21 protein-coding genes are annotated in these 24707 nt (G+C 66.6%); 6 read left to right on the top strand and 15 right to left on the bottom strand.

The window, feature by feature from the left end; genetic code table 11:
• Nucleotides 1-18: 18 nt before the first annotated feature.
• From U1769_RS22935 to U1769_RS22925, 3 genes are all read right to left on the bottom strand, one after another.
• On the bottom strand, nt 19-1326 hold the full coding sequence (locus tag U1769_RS22935; protein WP_332720546.1) for a sensor histidine kinase: 1308 nt from the start codon (nt 1324-1326) through the stop codon (nt 19-21).
• Nucleotides 1327-1472: 146 nt separating this feature from the next.
• Entirely contained in the window at nt 1473-2138 is a 666-nt protein-coding gene (locus U1769_RS22930; RefSeq protein WP_332720422.1) for a response regulator transcription factor, read from the bottom strand.
• Between the two features lie 34 nt (nt 2139-2172).
• Nucleotides 2173-2478, bottom strand: a complete 306-nt coding sequence (locus U1769_RS22925; protein WP_332720420.1) for a PepSY domain-containing protein — start codon at nt 2476-2478, stop codon at nt 2173-2175.
• A 131-nt stretch (nt 2479-2609) separates the two neighbouring features.
• Here U1769_RS22925 and U1769_RS22920 point away from each other — a divergent pair, with 131 nt between their 5' ends.
• Nucleotides 2610-4391, top strand: a complete 1782-nt coding sequence (locus U1769_RS22920) for an ABC-F family ATP-binding cassette domain-containing protein (protein WP_332720419.1) — start codon at nt 2610-2612, stop codon at nt 4389-4391.
• Nucleotides 4392-4401: 10 nt separating this feature from the next.
• On the opposite strand, the gene U1769_RS22915 is transcribed toward U1769_RS22920, so the two are convergent.
• Nucleotides 4402-5181, bottom strand: a complete 780-nt coding sequence (locus tag U1769_RS22915) for an N-formylglutamate amidohydrolase (RefSeq protein ID WP_332720418.1) — start codon at nt 5179-5181, stop codon at nt 4402-4404.
• A gap of 14 nt (nt 5182-5195) precedes the next feature.
• Between U1769_RS22915 and U1769_RS22910 the strand changes: the two genes are divergently transcribed.
• From U1769_RS22910 to U1769_RS22900, 3 genes are read left to right on the top strand one after another with little or no spacing between them, the layout of a single operon-like run.
• Nucleotides 5196-6116 (top strand): transglutaminase family protein, encoded by a 921-nt coding sequence (locus U1769_RS22910; protein ID WP_332720417.1) that lies wholly within the window; start codon nt 5196-5198, stop codon nt 6114-6116.
• Nucleotides 6116-6928, top strand: coding sequence for a transglutaminase-like domain-containing protein (locus tag U1769_RS22905; RefSeq protein ID WP_332720416.1), 813 nt, complete (start codon nt 6116-6118; stop codon nt 6926-6928). The genes U1769_RS22910 and U1769_RS22905 overlap by 1 nt, the downstream gene beginning before the upstream one ends.
• On the top strand, nt 6925-8940 hold the full coding sequence (locus U1769_RS22900; RefSeq protein ID WP_332720415.1) for a M3 family metallopeptidase: 2016 nt from the start codon (nt 6925-6927) through the stop codon (nt 8938-8940). Before U1769_RS22905 ends, U1769_RS22900 begins: the two co-directional genes overlap by 4 nt.
• Before the next feature lies 1 nt (nt 8941).
• Here U1769_RS22900 and U1769_RS22895 read toward each other — a convergent pair whose 3' ends face one another.
• The 6 genes from U1769_RS22895 to prsK all read right to left on the bottom strand — a co-directional run bounded on the left by U1769_RS22895 (nt 8942) and on the right by prsK (nt 16121).
• Nucleotides 8942-9763 (bottom strand): transglutaminase-like domain-containing protein, encoded by an 822-nt coding sequence (locus U1769_RS22895; protein ID WP_332720413.1) that lies wholly within the window; start codon nt 9761-9763, stop codon nt 8942-8944.
• Nucleotides 9764-9873: 110 nt separating this feature from the next.
• Complete coding sequence (locus U1769_RS22890; protein ID WP_332720412.1) at nt 9874-10494, bottom strand: TetR/AcrR family transcriptional regulator; 621 nt, start codon at nt 10492-10494, stop codon at nt 9874-9876.
• 89 nt (nt 10495-10583) lie between these two features.
• On the bottom strand, nt 10584-11675 hold the full coding sequence (locus U1769_RS22885) for a sensor histidine kinase (RefSeq protein ID WP_332720410.1): 1092 nt from the start codon (nt 11673-11675) through the stop codon (nt 10584-10586).
• An 80-nt stretch (nt 11676-11755) separates the two neighbouring features.
• Complete coding sequence (locus U1769_RS22880) at nt 11756-12574, bottom strand: ATP-binding protein (protein ID WP_332720409.1); 819 nt, start codon at nt 12572-12574, stop codon at nt 11756-11758.
• A 125-nt stretch (nt 12575-12699) separates the two neighbouring features.
• The gene (gene prsR / locus U1769_RS22875) at nt 12700-14064 is read right to left on the bottom strand and encodes a PEP-CTERM-box response regulator transcription factor (protein WP_332720408.1); all 1365 of its coding nucleotides are present in this window, start codon (nt 14062-14064) and stop codon (nt 12700-12702) included.
• A complete protein-coding gene (gene prsK, locus U1769_RS22870; protein ID WP_332720407.1) occupies nt 14061-16121 on the bottom strand; it encodes an XrtA/PEP-CTERM system histidine kinase PrsK in 2061 nt (686 codons plus the stop codon). Before prsK ends, prsR begins: the two co-directional genes overlap by 4 nt.
• 274 nt (nt 16122-16395) lie before the next feature.
• Between prsK and U1769_RS22865 the strand changes: the two genes are divergently transcribed.
• Nucleotides 16396-17448, top strand: coding sequence for a mannose-1-phosphate guanylyltransferase/mannose-6-phosphate isomerase (locus tag U1769_RS22865; RefSeq protein ID WP_332720406.1), 1053 nt, complete (start codon nt 16396-16398; stop codon nt 17446-17448).
• 24 nt (nt 17449-17472) lie between these two features.
• On the opposite strand, the gene ybaL is transcribed toward U1769_RS22865, so the two are convergent.
• The 3 genes from ybaL to U1769_RS22850 all read right to left on the bottom strand — a co-directional run bounded on the left by ybaL (nt 17473) and on the right by U1769_RS22850 (nt 19906).
• On the bottom strand, nt 17473-19116 hold the full coding sequence (gene ybaL, locus U1769_RS22860; protein ID WP_332720405.1) for a YbaL family putative K(+) efflux transporter: 1644 nt from the start codon (nt 19114-19116) through the stop codon (nt 17473-17475).
• Nucleotides 19117-19244: 128 nt separating this feature from the next.
• Nucleotides 19245-19373 carry a hypothetical protein gene (locus U1769_RS22855; RefSeq protein WP_332720404.1) on the bottom strand — a complete coding sequence of 43 codons (129 nt, stop codon included), beginning with the start codon at nt 19371-19373 and terminating at the stop codon, nt 19245-19247.
• A 125-nt stretch (nt 19374-19498) separates the two neighbouring features.
• Nucleotides 19499-19906 carry a hypothetical protein gene (locus U1769_RS22850; protein ID WP_332720403.1) on the bottom strand — a complete coding sequence of 136 codons (408 nt, stop codon included), beginning with the start codon at nt 19904-19906 and terminating at the stop codon, nt 19499-19501.
• Nucleotides 19907-20073: 167 nt separating this feature from the next.
• Between U1769_RS22850 and U1769_RS22845 the strand changes: the two genes are divergently transcribed.
• Nucleotides 20074-21039, top strand: a complete 966-nt coding sequence (locus U1769_RS22845) for a bifunctional helix-turn-helix transcriptional regulator/GNAT family N-acetyltransferase (RefSeq protein ID WP_332720402.1) — start codon at nt 20074-20076, stop codon at nt 21037-21039.
• A gap of 88 nt (nt 21040-21127) precedes the next feature.
• On the opposite strand, the gene pepF is transcribed toward U1769_RS22845, so the two are convergent.
• Nucleotides 21128-22996 carry an oligoendopeptidase F gene (gene pepF / locus U1769_RS22840; protein ID WP_332720400.1) on the bottom strand — a complete coding sequence of 623 codons (1869 nt, stop codon included), beginning with the start codon at nt 22994-22996 and terminating at the stop codon, nt 21128-21130.
• 73 nt (nt 22997-23069) lie between these two features.
• Nucleotides 23070-24701 (bottom strand): DUF6311 domain-containing protein, encoded by a 1632-nt coding sequence (locus tag U1769_RS22835; RefSeq protein ID WP_332720398.1) that lies wholly within the window; start codon nt 24699-24701, stop codon nt 23070-23072.
• Nucleotides 24702-24707: the final 6 nt, after the last annotated feature.

Genomic DNA, 24707 nt, shown 5'->3' with positions numbered 1-24707 from the left:
TCCCCGGCACGGGAGGAATTAATTTGCGGCGGGCAATCTGAGCCGCACGAGCAGGCCGCCGAGATCCTCGCTCTCTTCTAACGAGACCGTCCCCTCGTAAATCTCGGCGACGTCGCGCACGATGCCGAGGCCAAGCCCGGTGCCGGGCTTGCCGGTATCGAGGCGCGCGCCGCGATCGAAGATGCGGATGCGTTCCTCCTCGGGGATGCCGACGCCGTCGTCCTCGATCAGGAACTCGACGAAGCCCGCCTGAGCGCCGACCGTGACGAACACGCTGCCGCCGCCATATTTCGCGGCATTCTCGATCAGGTTGCCGAGCATCTCGTCCAGATCCTGGCGCTCGACATGGACCTGAAGGCCTTTCGGCCCAGTCACGTCGATGCGGACATGGCGGTAAAGCCGGGCGACCGCGCGCTCGACCGATTCGAGGCTCGGCCAGACGTCGGCCCGGCTGTGCGCCGAGCCGCGGCGGCCGACCGCGCGGGCGCGGGCGAGGTGATGATCGACCTGGCGACGCATCGTGCGCGCCTCGCGGATCACCGTCTCGCCGAGATCGTCGGACTGGGCCGTGGCGGCGTTCATGATCACGGTCAGCGGCGTCTTGAGCGCATGGGCGAGATTGCCGGCATGGCGGCGCGCTTCCTCGGCCTGTTTCTCGTTATGCTCAATCAGGGCGTTGAGCTCCTCGACCAGCGGCGCGACTTCGTTGGGCATGGCGCGCTCGACCTGGCGCGACTTGCCCGCGCGCATCCGCGCGATTTCCTCGCGCACGCGGCGCAGCGGCCACAGGCCGTAAAAGGTCTGGAGCGCGGCCATCACGATCAGGCCGAGCGCGAGCAGCAGGAAACTGCGCACCAGCGTCTTGCGCAGCGTCTCGATCTGGGCGTCCAGCCCGTCGCGGCTCTGCGCGACCTGGAAGCGCCAGCGCGTCGCGGCGCCGGGCAGTTTGACGTCGCGTTCGACGATGCGCAGTTTCTCTTCGCCGAACTGCGGGCTGTCATAAGTGTGCACGGCCATATCGCTATGGTCGCTGCCGAAGCCGAGCCGGCGATCCCAGAGCGAGCGCGACGAGAAGGATTCGCGGCCCTTCGCGCTGACCTGCCAGTAAAGCCCGGAATAAGGCTCGAGGAAGCGCTGGTCGGCCGGCTCGCGGTTGAACACGACTTCGCCGTCCGGCCCGATCTCGGACGAGACGATCAGGGCGGTGAGCACATATTCGAGCTGGTCGTCGAAATTGCGCGTGATCGCGGCGGTGAGGACCCGGTCGAGCGCGAAGCCACCGCCCGTCAGCAGCAGGATGATCCAGCCGGCCGCGATGAAGATCATGCGCCGGCTAAGCGAGCCGGTGGTCTTCTGCTTCGGGTAGACGGTCGGGGCCGGGCCGCTCTCCTCGACCGGTTTTGCAGGCGTGACCGGGGTTTCGGCCGCGGGCGCGGCCTCGCCGTCAGCCATGGAGCGTCACTGGGACGGGATCACGCATCCGGATCCTCGAGGCTGTAGCCAAGCCCCCGGATGGTGGTGATGACATCCTGCCCCAATTTCTTGCGGATGCGCGTGACGAACACCTCGATCGTGTTCGAATCGCGATCGAAATCCTGATCGTAGATATGCTCGATCAATTCGGTGCGGCTGACGACCTTGCCCTTGTGGTGGAGCAGATAGCTGAGCAGCTTATATTCCTGCGCCGTCAGCTTGACCGGCTCGCCGGCCAGCGTGACCTTGCCCGAGCGGGTGTCGAGGCGGACGTCGCCCGCCATCAGCTCCGACGAGGCGTTGCCCGAGGCGCGGCGAATCAGCGCGCGCAGCCGGGCGATCAGCTCCTCCGACTGGAACGGCTTGGCGACATAATCGTCGGCGCCGGCATCGAGGCCGGCGACCTTGTCCGACCAGCTGTCGCGCGCCGTCAGCACCAGCACCGGCGCGGTGCGGCCTTCCTTGCGCCAGCGGTCCAGCACGGTCAGCCCGTCGATCTCGGGCAGGCCGAGATCGAGCACGATCGCATCGTAATTCTCGGTCGAACCGAGGAAATGGCCTTCCTCGCCGTCCGTGGCGAGATCGATGGCATAGCCAGCGCCTTCCAGCGTGTTCTTCAGCTGCTGGCCCAGGCTTGGCTCGTCTTCGACGATCAGAACGCGCATTGGATTATCCTCTCCGACGACGCCACACGGGCGTTCAATTTCCGTCCTGGCCGACGACCTTGCCCGAACGGGCATCGACATAGACCCAGATGACCGTTCCCTTACGCACGAACTTGAGCGTGTAAATACTGGTCTGGGGATCGAGCTCGACACCGAGATACTGCGCGCCGTTCATCCGGGGAAGCACGCGCGCCTCGATTTCGCGCAGGGGCATGATGCGGCCCTGGCGCAGCTGATCGAACGCTTCCTGCTGGTCGCGCCGCTGCCCTGGTTCCGCCGGGGCGGACACAGGGCCGAGCGCGGCGAGGGCGGATAACGCAAGCGGTACGAGCATCTTCATTGCGTCTTGCATAGGCACGCAGGCTTGAACAGCCTGTGAATGCACGTGTCAGGCAAGGGTCACATGGGAATAGCCGGCAACGTGGGCGGGCGGCGCTTGCCCGACCTCGCACGGCACCCTAACGGAGCCGCATGGCAGCACCAATCCTCGCATATGAAAATCTCGGCATCATCCAGGGCTCGGGATGGCTGTTCCGCGGCCTCGACATCCATGTACAGCCGCGCGACCGGCTGGCGCTGATCGGCCGCAACGGCGCGGGCAAGACCACGCTGCTCAAGCTGATCGCCGGCAAGATCGAGGCAGACGAGGGCCGGCGCACGATTGTGCCGGGCACGCGCGTGATCCTGCTGGAGCAGGAACCGGATCTTACCGGCTTCCCGACGCTGCTCGATTATGTGCTTGCCGGCGACGAAGCCCCGGCGCGACACGAGGCGGAGGCGATCGCCGATCAGCTCGGCATCGACCTGTCGCGCGAATCGGCCAGCGCCTCGGGCGGCGAGCGGCGCCGCGCGGCGATCGTGCGGGCTCTGTCGCTCGAGCCGGACGTATTGCTGCTCGACGAGCCGACCAACCATCTCGACATCGCGGCGATCGACTGGCTCGAAGGCTGGCTCGGCCGTTACAACGGCGCCTTCATCGCGATCAGCCATGATCGTACCTTCCTGACGCGTCTGACCAAGCAGACTTTGTGGCTCGATCGCGGATCGGTGCGCCGCGCCGAAGTCGGCTTTGGCGGGTTCGAGGCGTGGACCGAGCAGGTCTATGCCGAGGAGGCGCGCAACGCCGAGAAGCTCGACGCCAAGCTGAAGCTGGAGGAGCATTGGCTGCTGCGCGGCGTGACGGGCCGGCGCAAGCGCAACCAGGGGCGGCTGTCCAAGCTGCACGAGATGCGCGCGGTCCGCGCCGCGATGATGGGGCCGCAGGGTACTGCCAATCTCACGATCGGCACCGATGACGCGCGCACCAAGGTGGTGATCGACGTGAAGGGCGTGTCCAAAAGTTTCGGGGACCGTCCGATCATCAAGGACCTGACCCTGCGCATCACGCGTGGCGACCGGATCGGTATCGTCGGCGCGAACGGGGCGGGCAAATCGACTCTGCTGAAGCTGCTGACCGGAGAACTGGCCCCTGACGAGGGGCATATCCGCCTGGCCAAGACGCTCGACGCGATCGTCATCGACCAGCAACGCAGCCTGATGGCGCCGGACAAGACGGTGCGCGAGGTGCTGGCCGATGGCGGCGACTGGATCGAGGTGCAGGGCGTGAAGAAGCACGTCATTGGCTATCTCAAGGAATTCCTGTTCGAGCCCGGGCTGGTCGATGCGATGATCGGCACGCTCTCCGGCGGCGAGCGCTCGCGCCTGCTGCTGGCGCGCGAGTTCGCGCGGCCGTCCAACCTGCTGGTGCTTGACGAGCCGACCAACGATCTCGACCTGGAGACGCTCGACCTGCTGCAGGAAGTGATCTCGGACTATGACGGCACCGTTCTGATCGTCAGCCATGACCGCGACTTCCTCGACCGCACCGTGACGATCACCCTGGGGCTCGATGGTTCGGGCACGGTGGATGTCGTGGCGGGCGGCTATGAGGATTGGGAGAAGCGGCGCAAGCAGCGCGTGTCCGGCGGGAAACGGGCCAATCCGCGCAAGGTCGAGCCGACCGCACCGCCGGCGCCGCGCGTGAAGCTGACCTATAAGGATCAGCGCGATTACGAGCTGTTGCCCAAGCGCATCGAGCAGCTCGATGCGGCGATCGCGCGCGACGAGGCGGCGCTGGCGGACCCCAATCTTTATGCCAGCGATCCCGGTGCCTTTGACCGGCTGATGAAGGCGATCGACGTCGCCCGGACCGAGAAGGAGGCAGCCGAGCTGCGCTGGCTCCAGCTGGCCGAGCAGGTCGAGACGCTGGGCTAGGATCTCCCGGTCAGGCGATGGCGGTCAGTGTCGTCGGCAGAATTTCCGCGAGCAGGGCCGCCCACCCGGCCTGCTGTTCGGGCGTGCTCAACAGGTCCTGGCGGATTTCCAGTTCGGCATAAGGGAGCCGGCCGGGATAGGCGTGGCGCGGGATGGTGTGATCGATGCCGTCCATGGCGTAGGGTTCGTTGTCGCCCACCGTCCAGGCGCCGCGCCGCTGCAGCAGATCGAGCAGGGCGAGGGCAAAGCCCGTGTCTCCTTCACCGTAGAGCACGCCGATCTGCCATGGGCGATCCCGGCCGTTCATGCTGGGCGTGAAGCTGTGGAGCGATACGAGGACGGTTGCCATGCCGGCGGCGTGGCGCCGCTCGATCTCGGCGGCTATCGCCGCCTGATAGGGCTGATGGATCGCAGCGAGGCGCGCCGCGCGCGCGGATGGCGTCATGGCGGCATTGCCGGGGACGGCCGTGAAGTCGCTGATCTCCGGTATCGCGTCCGGGGCGTCCGGATCGCGATTGCAGTCGACGACGAGGCGCGAATAATGCTGCCGGATGAACACGGCGTCCAACGCTTCGGAAAGCACCGCGCCCAGGCCGCCGACCCCGATATCCCAGGCGATGTGCCGGCCGAGATCGTCTCCCCCCAGCCCGAGCGATCCAAGCGCGGCGGGAATGGCATTGCCGGCATGATCGCCCAGCAGAAGGAACGGAGACGCTCCCGCGGGGTTGATGAGGCGGACCGGCGGCGGTTCTTCCGCCGTAAGCAGCGATTGGCTCGGATGGTTGTTCATGCGACGGATGTCCGATGCCTTTCCTGACTCTCTCTCATGTGACGACCTACACCTATCGCCAGCCGGTGTCCTTTGGCGAGCACCGCATCATGGTGCGTCCGCGCGAAAGCTATGACCAGCATCTGATCGAGGCGACGCTCACCATCGATCCGCCGCCCTGCGAGCTGCGCTGGCTGCAGGACGTGTTCGGCAATTCCGTCGCCATAGCGTCGTTCGACAAACGGGCGAAGCGTCTCGTGTTCGATAGCCGCATCCGGGTCGAGCATAATCCGGCGGCCGTGCAGAATGTCGATATCGAGGATTATGCGCGCTTCTATCCGTTCACCTATTCCTCCGAGGAAATGCCGGACCTGCTGCGCTCGATCGAGCGCCAGCATCTCGATCCGCTCCGTCAGATCGACAGCTGGGCGCGACGCTTCGTCAATCCGCTTGGCCAGACCGACACGCTGGCGATGCTTTCGGAGATGACGACCGCGATCAAGCGCGAGTTCACTTATGTCTCGCGCCCCGAAAAGGGCACGCAGAGCCCGATCGAAACGCTGACGCGGCGCAAGGGCACCTGTCGCGATTATGCGATGCTGATGATCGAGGCGGTGCGGGCGCTCGGCTTCGCGGCGCGCTTCGTCTCCGGCTATGTCTACAGCCCGTCCGAGCATGACCAGCGCGCCGGCGGCGGCAACACCCATGCCTGGGTCCGCGTCTATCTGCCGGGATCCGGCTGGGTCGAATTCGATCCGACCAACGGCATCATCGGCAATCGCGGGCTGATCCGCGTCGCCATCGCGCGCGACATTTATCAGGCAGTCCCGATTTCCGGCACCTGGGCGGGATTTCCCGGCAGTTTCATCGACATGGAAGTGTCCGTGGACATCTCCGTCGATCAGAGCGTTTCGTCCCCCTATGCCATTTCCGCCACCGGTAGAAAGTCATCCTGATGCTGATCCGCGCCGGTTACGAGATACGCTACGAAACCGACGTTCCGACGCCGATGATGGCGATGCTGAGCATCCATCCGTCGCGCAACAAGGATCTGGTGACGCCGCACCGCATCACCGCGGCGCCCGACGTGCCGATGTACGATTATCTCGATGCGTTCGGGAACGTCTGTACCAGGGTGACGGTACCGGTCGGCGGCATGACGTTGTCGTGCGACTTCACGATCGAGGATGACGGGCTGCCCGATCCGGCGGCGCCCGGCGCCGTGCAGCATGCGGTGGAGGAGTTGCCGGACGACGTCATCCTCTTCCTGCTCGGCAGCCGCTATTGCGAGACCGACCGGCTGTCGGAAACGGCCTGGTCGCTGTTCGGGCATATCGCACCGGGCTGGCAGCGCGTGCAGGCGATCGTCGACTTCACGCATCACCATATCGAGTTCGGCTATCATTTCGCGCGATCGACCAAGACGGCGTGGGATGCCTATCAGGAGCGCCAGGGCGTGTGCCGCGATTTCGCGCATCTCGCCATTGCGCTGTGCCGCTGCATGAACATCCCGGCGCGCTATTGCACCGGCTATCTCGGCGATATCGGCATTCCGCCGGTCGACGCGCCAATGGATTTCTCCGCCTGGTTCGACGTCTATCTCGGCGATCGCTGGCATACCTTCGACGCCCGGCACAACCGGCCGCGCATTGGGCGGATCCTGATGGCGCGCGGGCGCGACGCGACCGACACGGCGCTGACGACGACCTTCGGATCGGCCACCCTGACCGGTTTCGACGTCCATACCGACGAGGTGACGGCGTCGTGACCGCACTGCTCGACCGCGATCCGTTGCTCGACGAAAGCCGGTTGCCGTTCGCGGCCCCTGATTTCGCGCAGATCCGAAGCGCGGATTTCCTGCCAGCGTTCCGCGCGGCGATCGCTGAAGCGGCGGCCGAGATTGCCGCCATTGCCGAAGACCCGGCGGCGCCCAGCTTCGCCAACACGCTCGAGGCGCTCGAGAGATCGGGCGCCAGGCTGGCGCGGGTGCGGCGCATCTTCTGGACGCTGTCGTCGGCCCAGGCCGATGCCGCCATCCGCGAGATCGAGCCGGTGGTGTCGGCGTTGCTGACCGAGCATGGCATCGCCACGTCGCACGATCCGCGTCTGTTCGCGCGCGTCCGGGCTTTGTGGGAGAAGCGCGAGACGCTCGGGCTGAACGAAGCGCAGGTACGCCTGCTCGACGACAGCCATCGCGGCTTCATCGAAGGGGGCGCCAATCTCGACGCGGCGGGCAAGGCACGTTTTGCCGCGATCGCGCAGGAGCTCTCGGCGCTGTCGACGCGCTTCGGGCAGAATGTGCTGGCCGCCGCGGCCGCGTGGGAAATGCTGCTCGACGCGTCTGATCTCGACGGTCTGCCCGAGCCGATGATCGCCGCCGCCGCGCGCCGGGCCGAGGCGCGGGGCCATGACGGGCGCTATCTGCTGACGCTCGATCGCGGCGATGCCGAAGGGTTGCTGACCTTCTCCACCCGGCGCGACCTGCGCGAAACGATGTGGCGCGCTTTCATCTCGCGCTGCGACGGTGGCCCGCACGACAATGGCCCGCTGGTCGATCGCATCCTGGCGCTGAGGCAGGAGCGGGTGCGCCTGCTCGGGTACCGAAATTACGCTGATTATGCGCTGGCGGACAGTATGGCGAAGACGCCGGAGGCAGCGGAAGCACTGCTGATGCGGGTCTGGCGCCCGGCGCTCCTCCAGGCCGCGGCGGAGCAGGCCGAACTGCAACGGATCGCCGAGGCCGATGGCGAAAGCTTCGCGATCGCCGGCTGGGACTGGCGCTTCTACGCCGAGCGCGTGCGCCGTGAACGCTATGCGCTCGACGGCGGCGAAGTGAAGGAGAATCTCACGCTGGACCGCGTGCGCGACGCTGCCTTTGCCACCGCAGGCCGGTTGTACGGATTGAATTTCGAGCATCGGCAGGATCTGCCCGGGTGGCATCCCGACGTTCGCGCCTGGGCGGTGTCGGCCGGCGATGGCGCCGAGATCGGGCTGCTCTACACCGATTATTTCGCGCGGGCCGAAAAGCATGGCGGTGCGTGGATGGGATCGTTGCGGGTGCAGGAAAGGTTCGACGGGGCGGTGCTGCCGATCGCCTATCTCGTCGCCAATTTCGCCAAGTCGCCGGCCGGCGCAGACACCGGCCTGTCGATCGACGAGGCGCGGACCCTGTTTCACGAATTCGGCCATGCACTGCACGCGTTGCTGTCCGACGCGGCCTATCCGAGCCAGGCTGGCACCGCGGTGGCGCGGGATTTCGTCGAATTCCCGAGCAAGTTCATGGAGCACTGGATCGTCGCGCCCGAGACTCTGGCGGCGCTTGGCCTGCCTGCCGCGCTGATCGAGGCGATCGGCCATGCCGACGATTTCGGCCAGGGCTATGCGACGATCGAATTCCTGGCCTCGGCGATCGTCGATCTGGCGCTTCATCGTTGCGCGGATGCGACGCCCGACGCCAGGGCGCTCGCCGCCAGCACGCTTGCCGACCTCGGCATGCCGGCGGCGATTGCACCGCGGCACGGCCTGACCCATTTCACCCATGTCTTCGACGGTGGCTATGCCGCCAGCTATTACAGCTATCTCTGGTCGGAAGTGCTCGACTCCGATGCTTTTGCCGCCTTTGTCGAGGCGGGCGATATCTTCGATCCAACGCTTGCGGCCCGGTTCCGCGAAGAAGTGCTGGCGCCCGGCAACAGCCGCGATCCGATGGCTTCGTTCATTGCCTTTCGCGGCCGCGAGCCGGACGAGGCGCCATTGCTGCGTGAGCGGCGGCTCGCCTGATTCAGGCGACCATGCCGAGGCGATCCTCGTCGGTATAGACCTGGAAGCGAGTCAGCGTCGTCCGGCCGAACGTGTTGGTCAGCGCTACGTCAGTCGCGTCGCGCCCGCGCGCCATCAGGATCCGCCCGCGCCGCGGCCGGTTATGCCGGGCGTCGAACACATACCAGCGTCCATCGAGATAGGCCTCGAACCAGGCCGAGAAATCCATCTCGCCGACGATCGCCGGAAGATCCATGTCGCCCATATAGCCAGTGCAATAGCGCGCCGGGATGTTCATGCAGCGGCAGAGCGCGATGGCAAGATGCGCATAATCGCGACAGACGCCGACCTGCTCCTCCCACGCATCCCACGCCGTCTTCGTTGCGCGCGCCTGACTATAATCGAAGCGGATACGCTCATGCGTGTACCCGACGATCGCCTGAACCATCGCCCATCCAGGCGCGACCCCGCCGAACAGCTCCAAGGCGGTTTCGGACAGCCGGTCGGTTTCGCAATAGCGGCTGCCCTGGAGGAATTGCAGCACGTCGTCCGGCAGCGCCTCGACCGGCACCTGTCGCGCGTCCGGGGCAACCTCGTCCGGTTCGAACGGGTCCTCGATCAGGAAGCCGCAGGAAATGGTGATGCCACCTTCCGGTATCGTCAGGCGGGTGCAGATGTTGCCGAAGGAATCGACATAATCATAGAGCGGCACATCGGGCTCAGTCATGATCCGCTGCGCGGTGCGCAGATCCTTGTTGCGCGATGGATGGACGCTCAGGTTCGCCAGCATCGGCACTGGCCAATCATTTGCGAAACTGATGTCGTAGCCGGCGCGGATCAACATTTTTTGGCCTTTCGGGCTGGATGAGTGGCCGCAGGAGGGCGGCGATCCAGCCGGGCGCGGTCGCGCCCCTCACGACCCTTACCACCAGCAGTGCGCGCGGACCATGATGGTCAGTGCGCCAGGTCCGCCGCGGCAGGGGCGCCGCTGCCATAGGCGATGACCTCGCGCACGCGGGTCAAGGCATCGGCGCAGGCATCGGTACCGCCCATCAGGGCGAAGGAGCCGCTGAGATCGAGCGAGCAATGCCCGTGGACGATGGCGATGAGCGAGCGGGTGATGGCGACGGCATCGCCGCGCCGCGCCGGCGGGAGCGCGCGTTCGACCTCGTTCGTCACGATCCCGGTCAGCCTGCCGCGCACCTGCACCTGCTCCGCATCGACCGCCTCCCCGACCGGAAGGTGATGATCGTAAATGGCGTTCCACAGATTGCGGTGCGCGTGGGCGAAGTGGAAATAGCCCGCGACGAGGGCGGCGATCCGGTCTTCGCCGCTTTCCTCCAGCGCTGCCTCCAAGGCATCGGCCCACGCCCCGAACGTCCGCGTGTTCACCGCGGCGAACAGCCGATCGAGCGTGCCATAGACATTATAGAGCGTCCCGACGGTGTAGCCGATCCGCTTGGCGACCTCGCGCGCGGAGAATCTGGCGAACCCTACCTCGGCGATGTGATGATGCGCCTGCTCCAGGATCAGCGCCTTCAGTTCCTGTCGACTATGATCCGATCTGCGTCCCATGACTGCGCTATGCGCGGTTATTCCGCGCGGGCAACAGATTAATTGAACGGTGTCCATAAATCCCGTCGAAGGGACAGCGAAGGCGTGGTTCAGGAGGCAGGCTGTTTCCGTCGTTTGCGAGCATCGCTCTTCTCTCGTGGGGGCGGGAGCGGGTGGTGAGGCGAAGCCTTGGCTGCGAGCTCCATCACCACCTGCGTGCCCGCCGGGCCGCTGTCGATCGCGATCGTGCCGGCCGCCTGCCGAGCAAAGGCTTCGACCAGCCGGCTGCCCAGGCCGTGGTCGGCTCCCGGTGCCTTCGTGCCGACCATGCCGACGCCGTCGTCGGCGACCGTCAGGGTCCAGCCGCCATCCCTGCGGTTGCGGAAAGTGACGGCGATGGTGCCGAGATCGCGCCCGGGAAAGGCATGCTTGGCGGCATTGGTGACCAGTTCGTTGACGACTAGGCCGATCGACACGGCCCGGTCGCGCGGCACTGCTGCCGCGTCGCTGTCGCAGACAAGCGTGATGCCGCCCTGCAGGAACAGCGATTCCGCCAGCGCCGCGCTCAGATCGGTCAGGTAATCGCGGATCTCGACGGTGCCAGGCTGTCCGCTGCCGCGATAGAGATGGCGGTGCGCACGCGCGATGCTGTCGACGCGCATCTGCGCCGTTTCCAGCGCCTCGACCGTCGCCGGATCGTTCGAGCGGCGTTTCTGCAGATCCAGCAGACCGGCCACGATCGCGAAGTTATTCTTCATCCGGTGATCGAACTCGGCGAGGAACAGGTCGCGGTCGGCGATCTCGCGGTCGCGTTCCCGGGTGGCCTTGTGGGCAGTGCGACGAAAGATCTCGGCAATGGCGATCGTCATGATGGCGGTGAGGATCACGATGGCCAGGGCCGGGACGCCGGTTCGATCGGCGAACCGGAAAGAGCCCTGGATCGGATAATAATAGTACCAGATATAGACGATCATGATCGTGGCCGTGACGATGCCGGCCAGAGTGCGGGCGAACAGCGTCGCCAGCATGATCGCGGGATAGATCAGCGCGAAGGGCGCCGCGCCGCCGGCGACGAGATCGAAGGCCAGCCGGACGATCCGCGCGGTGCAGACGGTGATGACGGCGACCCCGACCTGCGTGACCCAGACGGGTACGGTCGGGGACAGTCGCTCGCACAGATCAAAGGCGCCGATATTGGCCATGGGCCGAGGTCAACGCCGCGGCGCTATCGAGTCAAGCAACCCCGCCGGGAACAAAAACCGGATCAGCCACTATCATCGTTTCATCCCAGCGATTGCCCGCTTTGGCCCGCCAGATCGACGATATAATGCCAGGCGACGCGGCCGGAACGGCTGCCGCGCCGCGTTGCCCATCCGACCGCATCGACCGGATCGAAGGCAAGACCATAGGCAGCGGCATAGCCCTGGACGATCTCCAGATAGGCGTCCTGATCGATTGCGTGGAAGCCCAGGCTCAGGCCGAACCGGTCGGCCAGGGCGAGTTGATCGTCGACCGAGTCCCGCGGGTTGATCGCGCTTTCCTGCTCGGCGATGTCGCGTGGGATCAGATGGCGGCGGTTCGAGGTGACGATCAGCCGGGCATTGGCCGGGCGCGCCTCGGCACCGCCCTGCAGCATGGAGCGTAGCGCGCGCGCGTCGCCGGCCGCGTCGAAGCCGAGATCGTCGATGAATAACACGAAGGCGCGGGGCACTGGGGCGATCGCGGCGAACAGGGTGGGGAGGGTGTCGAGCCGGGTGGTTACGACCTCGATCAGCGCAAGATTGCCGCCAGCGGCCTGGACGTGCGCCACCGCGCCCTTGACCAGCGCCGACTTGCCGGTGCCGCGCGCGCCCCACAGCAACGCGTCATGCGCCGCGGCGCCGTGGGCAAGGCGATCCAGATTGTCGACCAAAGCAGCCTTTTGCAGATCGATATTGCGGAGCTGCTCGAGCGGCAGGCCGGCGAAATCGCGCGCGGCGGTGAGCGTGTCGCCGCGCCAGACATAAGCGGGATGCGCGAGCGGATCGGCCGGCGGCGGCGCCGGCGGGGACAGGCGTTCGAGCGCATCGGCGATGCGGATCAGGGCTGAATCGTCTGACATTCCAACTCCGTTCGAGCCGGGCGGCTGGCCACAAACGGCCCCAGGCCAGCCCGGTGGCGCCTCGTTAGGAGGAAGTGCGGTCCTTCGACAAGCGGGAGAGGCCCGGTTTGTGGATCATCCGGGCATCAGACATGCAGATCATAGCTCTTCAGCAGATCGTACAAGGTCGGGCGGCTCACCCCGAGCAGCTTCGCGGTGTTCGAGATATTGCCCTCGGTACGGTTGAGCGCATGGCGGATCGCCTTGCGATCGGCCGTCTCGCGCGCGGCGCGCAGGTTCAGCGGCGCTTCGTCCACGCCGGGCGCGAGATCGAGATCGGCGGCGGTGACGAGCTTGCCCTCAGCCATGATCACGGCGCGCTTCATGCGGTTTTCCAGCTCGCGGACATTGCCCGGCCAGCCCCAGCCATCGATCGCCGTGCGCGCGTCCGGCGCCAGGCCGGTGACGGCGCTGCCCATCGTGCGTGCATATTTCTTGAGGAAATGGCGCGCCAGCAGCCCGGCATCGCCGGTCCGCTCGGCCAGCGACGGAATGCGGACGACGATTTCGGCCAGGCGGTAATAGAGATCTTCGCGAAAACGCCCCTCCGCGACCATCGCGTCGATATCCTGATGAGTCGCGCAGACGATGCGGGTGTCGACGGCAATCGCCTTGCGCCCGCCGATCCGCTCGATCACGCGCTCCTGCAGGAAACGCAGCAGCTTGACCTGGAGCGGCAGCGGCACGTCGCCGATCTCGTCGAGGAACAGGGTGCCGCCATTGGCCTGCTCGATCTTGCCCTCGGTCGTCTTCACGGCGCCGGTGAAGGCGCCCTTTTCATGGCCGAACAGCTCGCTTTCGAGCAACGTCTCGGGGATCGCCGCGCAGTTGATTGCGACGAACCCGCCTTTCGCGCGCGGGCTCGAATCATGCACGCCGCGGGCGAGCAGTTCCTTGCCGGTTCCGCTCGCACCGAGCAGCATCACCGACACGTCGGCGCCGGCGACGCGTTCGATCGTGCGGGTGACCTTCAGCATTTCTGGAGCCGCGGTGATCATGCCGCCCAGGGCGGTCTCCCCCTCCTGGCGCTCGGCGAGGCGCCGGTTCTCCGCTTCCAGCGCGTGGACGTGGAAGGCGCGCGCGACGATCAGGCCAAGCGCATCGATGTCGATCGGCTTGGCATAGAAATCCCAGGCGCCGTCGCCGATCGCCTTCAGCGCGCTGGCGCGCGCGCCGTGGCCGGACGCGACGATCACCTTGATGTCGGGCTTGAGCGCGAGGATCGCCTCGAGCGTGGCGAACCCTTCGCTGACGCCGTCCGGATCTGGCGGCAGGCCGAGATCGAGCGTGACGACCGCCGGCTCCTCGGCGCGGATCACGTCGAGCGCGGTGGCGCGGTCGCTCGCGACGAACACCTCATAATCCTCATAGGCCCAGCGCAGCTGGCGCTGCAGCCCGAGATCGTCCTCGACGATCAGCAGCCTGGGACGGGCCTGTGGTGCGCCGGTCATGCCGCGTGCTCCATGGAAGTGCCGCGCGCGGCGGCCAGGGTGACGCGAAAGCGCGAGCCCTCGCCCTCGCGGCTGGTGACGGTGACGGTGCCGCCCATTGCCTGGGCCAGTTGCCGTGCTTCGCACGCGCCGATGCCGAAGCCGCCGGGCTTGGAGGAGACGAAAGGCTTGAACAGCTTGTCGCGCAGAAAGGCCGGCGACATGCCACAGCCACGGTCGATGATGTCGATCGCGATATGCGCCTCCTCGTTCGACACCGCGATCGTCACCGGCTCGGACGCGGCGCTCGCTTCAATCGCGTTCTGGACGAGATGGCCGAGCAATTGTTCGAGGCGCGATGGATCGGCGAGCGCGATGGCCTCACCGTGCACGATGGTGGCGATCGGGTGCTGCGCCCGTCGCCGCTGCGCGACTCGCTCGATCAGTGGGGCGAGCTCGATCGGGCGCAATTCCTCGGCTCGCCCGGAATTATGCTGTGACAGGCGCGCCAGAAGATCGTTCATGCGGCCGGCCGAATCCTGCAGCGTGGCGATCATGTCGGCACGGAATTCGGGATTGTCGGCGTGGCGTTCGGCGTTGCGCGCGGTCAGGGTCAATTGGCTCACCAGATTCTTGATGTCGTGCATGATGAAGGCGAAGCGGCGGTTGAACTCGTCGAACCGCTGCGCGTCGGACAGGGCCTCCTGCGCGCGGGCCTCGGCGAGGTAGCTGGCGACCTGGCGGCCGGCGATGCGCAGGAGGTCGAGATCCTCCCAGTCGAGCGCACGATCGAGCGGCGGGCGCGCCAGCAGGACCGCGCCCTGAAGCCGGTCGAGATGGACCAGCGGCACCAATACCCAGGCGTCGGCCTCGTCGGTCATCCACAGCGGCACGCTGGCGATGTCGCCCGGATCGGTGGTTTCGGCCCGTACCGCGTCCATCTCGATAATGCGGCCGGTCGCCGCGAGATAGGCTGCGAGTGCTTCGTCGCCGCCGGTCGCGGGCAGCGCGTCCGGGTCCCAGTTCCAGCCGGTGCCGATCCCGAGGCCGGCGCCGTCGGGCACGAGCAGCAGGCCGGCGGGCGAATCGGTCAGGTCGGCGATTGCCTTCACGATGCGTTCGTCCAGTGGCGCGGCACCTTCGCCGGGCTTGCCGAGGGTGTCGGTGAAGCGGATCCACTCGGCACGGTAATCATAGCGGTGGCGGAAGAAGTGCTTGGCGAGCTTCACCTTGGTCCAGGCACGGACCCAGGGCGAGGACAGGACGGTAAGGGCCGCCGCGGTCGATCCGAATACGAAGGCGGTCTGCAACACGCGGGATTCGCCGCCGCCGAACACTGAGATCACGCTCGTCGCGGCCACCATGACGACCGCGTAGAGCAGGGCCGCGGCGAAGGAGAGGGTCTGCCAGGCGACGGTGCGGGAGAGCTGGAGGGTCCAGTCGCCGTTGCGCTGCACCGCTGCCGCGAATAGCGGCGCGGCGAGCGCCATCACCAGCCCACGTCCAGCCAGCAATTCGGACGAACGGACGCCGGCAAGATAGACGACGGCATAGAGCAACAGATCGATGCACCACATCGCGGCAAGGGCGATCACCGCCAGCCGGATGCCGCCGCGCGCCTTGGGCGAGACCGCCGCGTGGAGATGGTTGACCAGCACCAGCGCGCTGATCGCGACGATCGCGCGCAGCAGGAGCTGGACCCGGGCAAGCGGTGCCAGGGTGCCGCGGCCGATCACTTCGTCGGTGATGGCAAGTCCGACGCCGGCCAGCGCGACAAGGACGACGACGCCGTACAGGACCGCCACGGCGCGCGCCTCCGGCGCATCCCGATCGCGCCGGACGAGCGCGAACATGAAGCCGAGCCACGCCAGGTTGCGGGCGCTTTCGGCGATCAGCGTGACGAGATCTGCCGGACCGATCCCGGCCACCGCCAGTGCCCAGAGGGCGGTGATGGCCAGCGCGACCACGAAGGTGAGGCGGGGGAGGGCGGTGCCGGCATCGCGCAGCCGGGTCAGCGCGACGCCCGCAAAGAGCAGGGCGGCGAGCGCGTGACTCCACAGGATGACGGCGACCGGCATCCGCTCAGCCGGCCCGATCCGGCGAGGGAGCGATACTGCGCGCGGGATAGTTGTAAGGCCGCCTCATGGCTGGCCTTGTACCGGGCAAAGTGTAAACAAATCCGACACACGGCAGGGCTGTCGTGGAAATTGACAGAATAGCGGTTGGACACTGCTTTTCGCGCAAAGTGGCGGCGGCGAACCCGTGGCGCGAAAAGAGATGGATCGTCCTTGATCCACAACAGTTTCTAAGCTGCCCCCGCCGGGCTATGGCGAATTCACAGGAGACCACCGTATGCCGCTTTCCAAGCCGATCATTCCTGTCATTCTGTCGGGAGGGTCGGGCACGCGGTTATGGCCGATGTCGCGGTCGGAGCGGCCGAAACAGATGCTGGCGCTGACGGCGCAGGAGACGATGCTGCAGCTGACGGCGCGGCGGGCGCACGGCGAACGGTTCGCGGCGCCGATCGTGGTAGCGAATGCGCGCCATGCCGAGATGGTCGAGGAGCAGCTGGCGGCGGTCGAGGCATCGGCGCAGACGCTGATCCTGGAGCCGGTCGGGCGCAATACGGCGCCGGCGATCGCGCTGGCGGCGCTGGCGGCAGGCGGCGGGGCGGATCCGCTGCTGATAATGCCGTCGGACCATGTCATCGCCGATGTGGCGGCGTTCCATGCCGCGATCCATACCGCGATGCCGCTGGTGCTCGACGGGTGGCTGGTCACCTTCGGGATCGATCCGCAGGCGCCGGAGACCGGCTATGGCTGGATCCATGTCGGCGAGGAGATTGCCGGGGGCGTCCACCGCGTGGCGAATTTCGTGGAGAAACCGCCGCGCGACAAGGCCGAGGCGATGCTGGCCGCGGGCGACCATGCCTGGAATGGCGGGATCTTCCTGTTCCGCGCCGACCGCTATCTGGCGGCATTGCGTGATCATGCCCCGGCGATGCTGGCGGCCTGCGAGCAGGCGATGGCGGCGGCGAGCACCGAGGGGCGACGCATTTATCCGGATGCGGCCGCCTTTGCAGAGTCTCCGTCGGATTCGATCGATTATGCGGTGATGGAAAAGGCCGACCGGGTGGCAGTGGTGCCGGTCAGCATGGGCTGGAGCGATCTGGGCAGCTGGGATGCGCTGCATGCGATCAGCGATCTCGACGCAGCCGGCAACGCCCATCAGGGCGAAGTGCTCGCGATCGAGACCGCCAATTGCCTGGTGCGCACGGACGGCGTGCGGATCGCGCTGGTCGGCGTTGAAGACCTGATCGTCGTCGCCAGCGGCAACGACGTGCTCATCCTCCCGCGCGGCCGCAGCCAGGAAGTGAAAAAACTGATCGAGGCAATGAAGGAATAGTACCTTCATCGCCCGACCCCAGGCCTAGGTCGTGACCTCTGCCTGCGGTGCCGTCGCGAGTTCGAGCATTCGCGCGGCGATCTCGCGCTCGCCCATAACCACTTCTGGCACACCGCATTTCGCGAGATAGGCGACCTCTGCATCCGAATGCGCTCTGGCGATGACGCGGATGTCGGGGTTGAGCGCCCGCGCGTGCTCGAAGATGGCGCCAGCCTCGAAACCTTCCGGGATGGCGATCATCAGCTTCGTCGCGTGGCGGATGCCGGCGGCTTCGAGCGTTCGCGAATCGAGTGCGTCGCCCTGCAGCACGGCCATCTGGTCGGCCTGCGCCTTGCGCACCATGTCCGGCTGATCCTCGATCACGACGAAGGAACGGTCGCGGCTCCGCATGTCGGCCGCGATCAGGCTGCCGACCCGGCCATAGCCGACCAGCACGATGTGGCCCATCTGTGGCTCCGGCCGCTGCGGGTCGGCGACGACGCGGTCTTCCTCCCGGCGGGGAACCACCAGCGAGAAGATGAACGGGTTGAGGAAGATCGAGATGATCGCGCCGGCCAGGATCAGATCACGCGCATCAGCCGGCAGCACGTTCAGTTCGGCCCCGAGCGACGCCAGGATGAAGGAGAATTCACCGATCTGCGCGAGGCTTGCCGCGACCGTAAAGGCCGTGCGCCCGGAATGGCCGAACGCCTTGACGATTCCGAAGGCGGCGATCGATTTGCCGAGGATGATGATGGCGACTGTCGCGAGCAACGGCAGTGGCTGTTCGATCACCACGGCGGGATCGAACAACATGCCGACCGAGACGAAGAACAGCACGGCGAAGGCATCGCGCAGCGGCAGGGTCTCCTCGGCCGCGCGGCGGCTGAGCTGGGTTTCGCCGAGGATCATGCCGGCGAAGAAGGCGCCGAGCGCGAAGGATACGTCGAACACATAGGCAGCACCGAATGCCACGCCGAGCGCGATCGCCAGGACGGCGAGGCGGAACAGCTCGCGCGATCCGGTATGCACCACCCAGTGCAGCGCCATCGGGATCAGCTTCCGGCCAACCAGCAGCATGAGCGCGATGAACCCGGCGACCTTGAACAAGGTGCCGACCAGCGGGGCGACGAGAGATGACGTGCCGCCTTCGGCCGCACCGTTCGCGATGCCGGCCACGGCGGGCAGGAGCACCAGGGCGAGGACCATCACCAGATCCTCGACGATGAGCCAGCCGACCGCGATCCGGCCGCGCTCGGTTTCGACCAGGTTGCGGGTCTGCAGCGCGCGCAGCAGCACGACCGTGCTCGCCACGGACAGCGCAAGGCCGAACACGAAGCCCGCCATCAAGGTCCAGCCGAGCGCCCAGCCCAGCGCCATGCCGAGCAATGTCGCCGCCGAGATCTGCACGACAGCGCCGGGCACCGCGATGTTCCGAACCGACAGCAGATCGCGCAGCGAGAAATGCAGGCCGACGCCGAACATCAGCAGGATCACGCCGATCTCGGCCAGTTCGTTGGCCAGGGCGGCATCGGCGACGAACCCCGGCGTGAACGGGCCGACAAGCACGCCCGCCAGAAGATAGCCGGCGATCGGCGACACTTTCAGCCGATGGGCGAGGGCGCCCATCAGGAAGGCGACGACGAGGCCTGCGACGATCGTGGCGATGAGGGGAGAGTGGTGCGGCATCAAATTTCCATGTCTGTCCGCCCCCCTCTCGGATCGACGGTTCGGCATCCGACCATGGCCGGATGCCGGGTTGGCAGGTCGTGTGGAGCGGTCGGTCCGGCGTGAGGCCGGCCCGACTGCTCCTTGCTTCAATAAGCGTTCATGGCGATCACCGCCGTCAACAGGCCGGCCGCGCCAGCCAGCCCCGCGGCGACGATCGCCTTGAACCACCAGGGCGGTCGTTTCTGGGTCCCGTCGTCGAGATCGAATCCGTGCACGTCTACATCCTTTCCATCCGGGCACGCCGAAGCGTGCCCGTCGATCTTCAAGGTGCGGCAAGGTGGTACACCCGTCGGGGCGCGATACGCGTGCCGCTCATCGCCCCGCGCGGGGCGCAGATCGTTCAGGCGAACGGCGGCCCACGGGGATAGGCAGCCGAGACAATCCTGCCGGAGAGGGAAGGTGTCGCCGATCTGTCGGGCGGGAGCGGTGCAGCCGAGATGCGGGGCGGTAGCCCGGCGACGTCCGGTGCAGGCAGGAAGGAAGTCGCCGGCAATGGCACGACGATATCCGATCCCGCTTCGTCATCCCCGTTCGTGAGAGTCTCGGCCGTAATCAGCGGCCGGTGCGTCCCCACCTTCAGCGCCACGCTGGTGGTGGCCGGGTTGAAGGCGGAGCCAACGGCAGTGCTGTGCGGAAGGCCGACGGGCAGCAGCGCGCTGAGCAGCGCAGTCAGCAACGCCGCCCACACCACCGCCAGGAACGGGCGCGGCACGCTCATTCCGTCAGCGGGGTTCTGAGCGTGCGTCATTGCGTCGTCCGGCCTTTCCTGGGCACTTGGGCGTGCACCTCAATTAACCCGCCCTTCGCGCAAAATGTTCCCTCGCGGTCGGAACATTTCTGCAGATCGCGCGTGCACAAGACCTTGCGATAATCCATAACGCGTTATATACCGCGTTATGGATCGCGGAGGAACATATGGCTGACGATGTCGTTGCTGAACTGGGCCATCTGTTTCTCGGCACAAGGCTGAAGCGCTTGGCCGAGCGGATGCAGGGTGATGTCCAGCGGGTGGCGGCGGCTGCCGGTCTTGCGATCCAGCCGAGCCAATATCCCGTGCTCGCCGCGATCGACCGCCACGGCGCGCTGACCGTCGGGGAGATTGCCGAGGCGCTCGGCATCAGCCAGCCCGGCGTGACGCGCAATGTCGCGCGGCTGGTGGAACTGGGGCTGGTTGAGATGCGGCGCAACGGCCGCGATCAGCGGCACAAGTCGCTGGCGCTGACGGCGGCGGGCAGCGCGGCAATGGAGACATCGAAGCGCACGGTGTGGCCGCGGATCGACATGGCGGTCGCGGCGATGTGCGAAAGCGTGTCGGGCTCCTTCCTCGACCAGGTGGCGGCGATCGAGCGGGCGCTTGATGAGCGGCCGCTCGATTGTCGGGCGGCCGATCTCGGACTGTCGATCCTGCGCTATTCGGATGATCTGGCGCGCGATTTCCACGACATCAACGCCGAATGGATCGCGGCGATGTACCGGCTCGAGCAGACCGACCGCGACGTGCTGGAAAATCCGCGCGAACGGATCATCGATGCCGGCGGTGACATATTGTTCGTCGCGGCCGAGGGGCTCGGCGTCGTCGGCACCTGCGCCTTGCAGAAGACCGGCGAGCATCGGTTCGAGCTGACCAAGATGGGCGTGGTAGGTTCGGCGCGCGGGCGCAAGGCCGGCGAATTTCTGTTGCGCGCCGTCATCGCCCGCGCCGCCGATATGGGCGCGGAGACCCTGTATCTGCTCAGCAACCGCAAGAGCGAGGCGGCGATCCACCTCTACGAGAAACTGGGCTTCGTCCACGATCCCGCGATCATGGCCGAGTTCGGCGCGCGCTATCAGCGCTGCGACGTCGCCATGCGCTACCGGCCGGCCTTGAGCAGGCTGCGTTAAACCCGAGGCGCTTCGCCTGCTCCAGATATTTGTTGTCGCATCGTTTTTGCGAAAAACCGGTTCTCACTTTTTCGCACGATGCTCTGGGTCAGCCCATCAGCGCTTCGGCCTGGTCGAGCGTGTCCCGGAAGGTCGCGACGATCGCCTGGTACGGCGCGGGGCTGGCCATATCGAGGCCGGCGCGCTTCAGGATATCGACCGGATAATCCGATCCGCCCGCCTTCAGCACCCCCAGATAATTGTCGCGCTCCTTCGCGCCGCCTTTCAGGATCGATCGCGCGAAGAAGGACGCGGCCGAGATCGACGTGGCATATTGGTAGACGTAGAAGCTGTTGTAGAAGTGCGGGATATAGGCCCATTCGACGCCATAGGCCGGCTCGATCGCGACTTTCGGCCCGTGATAGCGCTTGAGCAGATCGAGATAGAGCTTCGTGAAGGTTTCGCCCGACAGGCCTTCGCCCGCCTCGGCCTTGTCATGCGTCGCCAGCTCGAATTCGGCGAACATCGCCTGACGGAAGAAGGTGCCGCGAATCCCTTCGAGTTGCTGGCCGAGATAAAAGAGCTTCTCCTCCCGGGTCTTAGCCCGGGCGACCATATAGGCCGACAGGAGCTGCTCGTTGCAGGTCGAGGCGATCTCGGCGGTGAAGATCGTATAATCGGCCTTCTCATAGACCTGGGCCTTGGCTGCGAGCAGCGAATGGATCGCATGGCCCCATTCGTGCGCATAGGTCGTCAGCCCGTCGTAATTCTCGCCGAGGTTGAGCAGCAGATAGGGATGCACGTCATAGGCGCCGGGGTTCATATAGGCGCCGGATCGCTTGCCCGGGCGTGGGAGCGGATCCATCCATTTCGCGGCGCTCGCCTTGGCGAAGGTTGCGAGATATTCCGGGCCGAGCGGCTTCAGCGCGTCGAGCGTGATCGTGCGCATGTCGGGCACCGTCACCTTGCGGTCGAGCGCCACAAGCGGGGGATAAATGTCCCAATAGCCCATGTCGGGCAGCTTCAGCAGGCGGCGACGCAGCTCGAAATAGCGGTGCAGCTCGGGCAGGCCCTTGTTCGTCTCGGCGACGAGCGTGCGATAGACCGCTTCGGGCACGTTGCCGCCCGACAGCGCGGCTGCGAGCGAGGTCGGATATTTCCGCGCGCGGGCGTTGAACACATCTGCCTTGAGCTTCGCGACATAGGCAGCGCCGAGCGAGTTCTGGAACTTGCCATATTCGCCCCAGAAGGTGTCGAAGATCATCTTGCGGTCGGCGCGGTTCGGGGCGTCGCGGTTCAGCGTATAGGCCTGGTCGTCGAGCCTGACGTCCTTGCCGGTCGACAGCTTGACGGTTGGCCAGGGAATGTCCGACGCGACGAGCTGGCCACGGATATCGCTTGGCCCCTGCAGCGCGGCGCCCATGCCGGCGAGCAGCCCCTCGCCCTCGGCGGTGAGCGTGTGCGCTTCCTGGCGGACGATGTCGCGCAGGTAGAAATCGAACCGTGTCTTCAGTGTCTGGTTCGCGGCGATGAAGCCCTCGACCTTCGCCGTGCCGAGCGCGAGCAGTTCGGGCGCGACCGGCGCGGTCGCTTCGCCGAATGCGGTGTAAAGATCGATCGCCTGCGCCTTGCGCTGCTGATTGGCCTGGATGCGGACGTCCTCATCGGCCTTGAGGCTGGCATAGACATAGATGCGCGCGACGGTGCGGCCGAGATCGGATCCGGCGACCAGCGCCTTGGCCAGCGTGTCGGCACTCTCGCCCAGCTTGCCATGATATTGCTTCAAGCCCGGGACGGCCGCCAGCGCCTGCTTGCGGGCCGCGTCCCACGCCGCCTCATTGGGGTAGATCTCGGTCAGGTCCCAAGCCGCGCCACTGGCGGGCGGGTTCGCGGCGTCCTGCGCCCAGACGGGCATGGCGGCGGCAAGCGAGGCGATGGTGGCGGCGGCGAGGGCCTCGCGGCGCGACAGGCTGGTCATAGGATGGGATTCCCCAGATGATGATTGCCGGCAATGTGTCGCGCTTCGGCCTGCTTGGGAAGTGCCGATGCCCTCAGCTGCACAGGTGCGGCGGCGGCGCGGGCGTGGCGGGCGGAATGAACGAGATTCCGTCCAGCACGCGCACCCGCGGCGCCAGGGCGGCCGGCGCGGTCGCGCCGCGATAGAGGATGTAGAGCCGCGTTGGATCGATCCGCCCGGCGCGGAAATTGCGGCGATCGGCCTCGATCCGTGCCCGTGCCGAGCGCGGGATGCGCGACACGTACATGTGGCGCATCGGGCGGCAGGCGAGCATCGCGCGCCAGCCGATTTCCTCGATCAGCTGGAGATCGCGGAACGGATCGGGCGGCTGCATTTCGATCGCAGACGCGCTGTCGATCACCGCCTGCCAGCGCGGATCGCGCGTCATCAGATAGGTCTCCGGCTGAGTCGCCCGCAATGTTGCCGGGCGGATCGCGGCGAACATCGGCGAGAGATCGGCGATTTGCAGCACCAGCGCCGCGCCGAGCACCAGGGTGCGCCGCTCAAGCCGGAACACGACAAGCAGGGCGGCATAGATCATGGTGTAGGCGACCGGCCAGAACAGCCGCCCAGAGGCGCGGACGAGATCGAACGCGTCGATCACGGCGGACGGTAGCGGCACGAGCAGGATAAGCTGACCCTGCAGCAGCACCCCGTGCGAGATCGCGAGGAGCGTGAGCACGGCATAGGCCGGGAGGAGCCAGCGCAGATCGGCGAGCGGGGCAGGTTCGGCGCCGCCGGAGACCGCCCGGCGCCGGACGATCGCGGCGCCAATGGCGGTGACGACCAGCAGGATCAGGCCCGCGCCGAGATATTGATACCCCTCATAACCGCGGCCGTGATCGTCGGGCGTCGACGGGAAGAACAGGCTGTAGCTGGGATTGGCGGGATTGATCAGCGCGTCGAGCGCCATCGGGAAGGCGCCGTAGGTGCCGGTCGAAACCGGCGGGTCGGCGAGGCCGTGCAACAGCGCCAGGCAGATCCCGAGCGCGCCCACCACGCCCACCAGGCCGAAGACGCCCCGCCGGCCTGCAGGATCGCCGGCAATCAGCGCGCGCAGCATCGCGCTTGCCCAGATCGCGCCGACCATCAGCAGCATATAGCTGTGGACCAGCCCGGCGACGGCGATCACTGCCAGCCACGGGGGCCAGCGGCGCGACCGCTCGCGGTCGACGAAGATCCACAACGCCCACAGGATCAGCCAGTGCGAGCAGAGATTGGAATGGGCGTAGCGATTGTACAGCGCCGGCAGCAGGGTGAGCAAAGCGGTGCCGAGCCAGGCGCTGAGGAAATCCGGTGCCCGGTCGCGCAGCAGCAGCCAGGCGAAGCGCACATGCAGCGCAAGGCTGATCAACAGCCACCAGCCGATGAACTGCACGCCGGCTGGCATGGCCCAGGCGAGCGGCTTCAGGACGAGGCCGAGCAGCGGATTGCTGTCCATCATCAGCAGATGGATGCCGTCGGGGGACAGCATCAGCGGCGTCGCGGTGCCGGGCCAGTTCCCGGCGCGCAGATAGGCGGCGAGGCCAAGCGCGTTGGCGCCCCAGTCCTGCCCGCTCAGCACCCAGCCGACATTGGTGATATCAAGGACCTGCGGATGCACCCAGGCGAGAAAGGCGCCGGCCACGATCGTCGCCAGGGCAAGAAAACGGGATAAACGGGCCACCATGAT

This window comes from Parasphingomonas zepuensis (genome assembly GCF_036663735.1).
Classification (GTDB): domain Bacteria; phylum Pseudomonadota; class Alphaproteobacteria; order Sphingomonadales; family Sphingomonadaceae; genus Sphingomonas.
This window is presented reverse-complemented; position numbering and strand designations above follow the sequence as displayed.

Excerpts from the sequence above, each read along its gene's own strand:
- U1769_RS22935 (WP_332720546.1), bottom strand. The coding sequence starts at position 1,326 with ATGATCTTCATCGCGGCCGGCTGGATCATCCTGCTGCTGACGGGCGGT.
- U1769_RS22930 (WP_332720422.1), bottom strand. The coding sequence starts at position 2,138 with ATGCGCGTTCTGATCGTCGAAGACGAGCCAAGCCTGGGCCAGCAGCTG.
- U1769_RS22925 (WP_332720420.1), bottom strand. The coding sequence starts at position 2,478 with ATGAAGATGCTCGTACCGCTTGCGTTATCCGCCCTCGCCGCGCTCGGC.
- U1769_RS22920 (WP_332720419.1), top strand. The coding sequence starts at position 2,610 with ATGGCAGCACCAATCCTCGCATATGAAAATCTCGGCATCATCCAGGGC.
- U1769_RS22915 (WP_332720418.1), bottom strand. The coding sequence starts at position 5,181 with ATGAACAACCATCCGAGCCAATCGCTGCTTACGGCGGAAGAACCGCCG.
- U1769_RS22910 (WP_332720417.1), top strand. The coding sequence starts at position 5,196 with ATGCCTTTCCTGACTCTCTCTCATGTGACGACCTACACCTATCGCCAG.
- U1769_RS22905 (WP_332720416.1), top strand. The coding sequence starts at position 6,116 with ATGCTGATCCGCGCCGGTTACGAGATACGCTACGAAACCGACGTTCCG.
- U1769_RS22895 (WP_332720413.1), bottom strand. The coding sequence starts at position 9,763 with ATGTTGATCCGCGCCGGCTACGACATCAGTTTCGCAAATGATTGGCCA.
- U1769_RS22890 (WP_332720412.1), bottom strand. The coding sequence starts at position 10,494 with ATGGGACGCAGATCGGATCATAGTCGACAGGAACTGAAGGCGCTGATC.
- U1769_RS22885 (WP_332720410.1), bottom strand. The coding sequence starts at position 11,675 with ATGGCCAATATCGGCGCCTTTGATCTGTGCGAGCGACTGTCCCCGACC.
- U1769_RS22880 (WP_332720409.1), bottom strand. The coding sequence starts at position 12,574 with ATGTCAGACGATTCAGCCCTGATCCGCATCGCCGATGCGCTCGAACGC.
- prsR (WP_332720408.1), bottom strand. The coding sequence starts at position 14,064 with ATGACCGGCGCACCACAGGCCCGTCCCAGGCTGCTGATCGTCGAGGAC.
- prsK (WP_332720407.1), bottom strand. The coding sequence starts at position 16,121 with ATGCCGGTCGCCGTCATCCTGTGGAGTCACGCGCTCGCCGCCCTGCTC.
- U1769_RS22865 (WP_332720406.1), top strand. The coding sequence starts at position 16,396 with ATGCCGCTTTCCAAGCCGATCATTCCTGTCATTCTGTCGGGAGGGTCG.
- ybaL (WP_332720405.1), bottom strand. The coding sequence starts at position 19,116 with ATGCCGCACCACTCTCCCCTCATCGCCACGATCGTCGCAGGCCTCGTC.
- U1769_RS22850 (WP_332720403.1), bottom strand. The coding sequence starts at position 19,906 with ATGACGCACGCTCAGAACCCCGCTGACGGAATGAGCGTGCCGCGCCCG.
- U1769_RS22845 (WP_332720402.1), top strand. The coding sequence starts at position 20,074 with ATGGCTGACGATGTCGTTGCTGAACTGGGCCATCTGTTTCTCGGCACA.
- pepF (WP_332720400.1), bottom strand. The coding sequence starts at position 22,996 with ATGACCAGCCTGTCGCGCCGCGAGGCCCTCGCCGCCGCCACCATCGCC.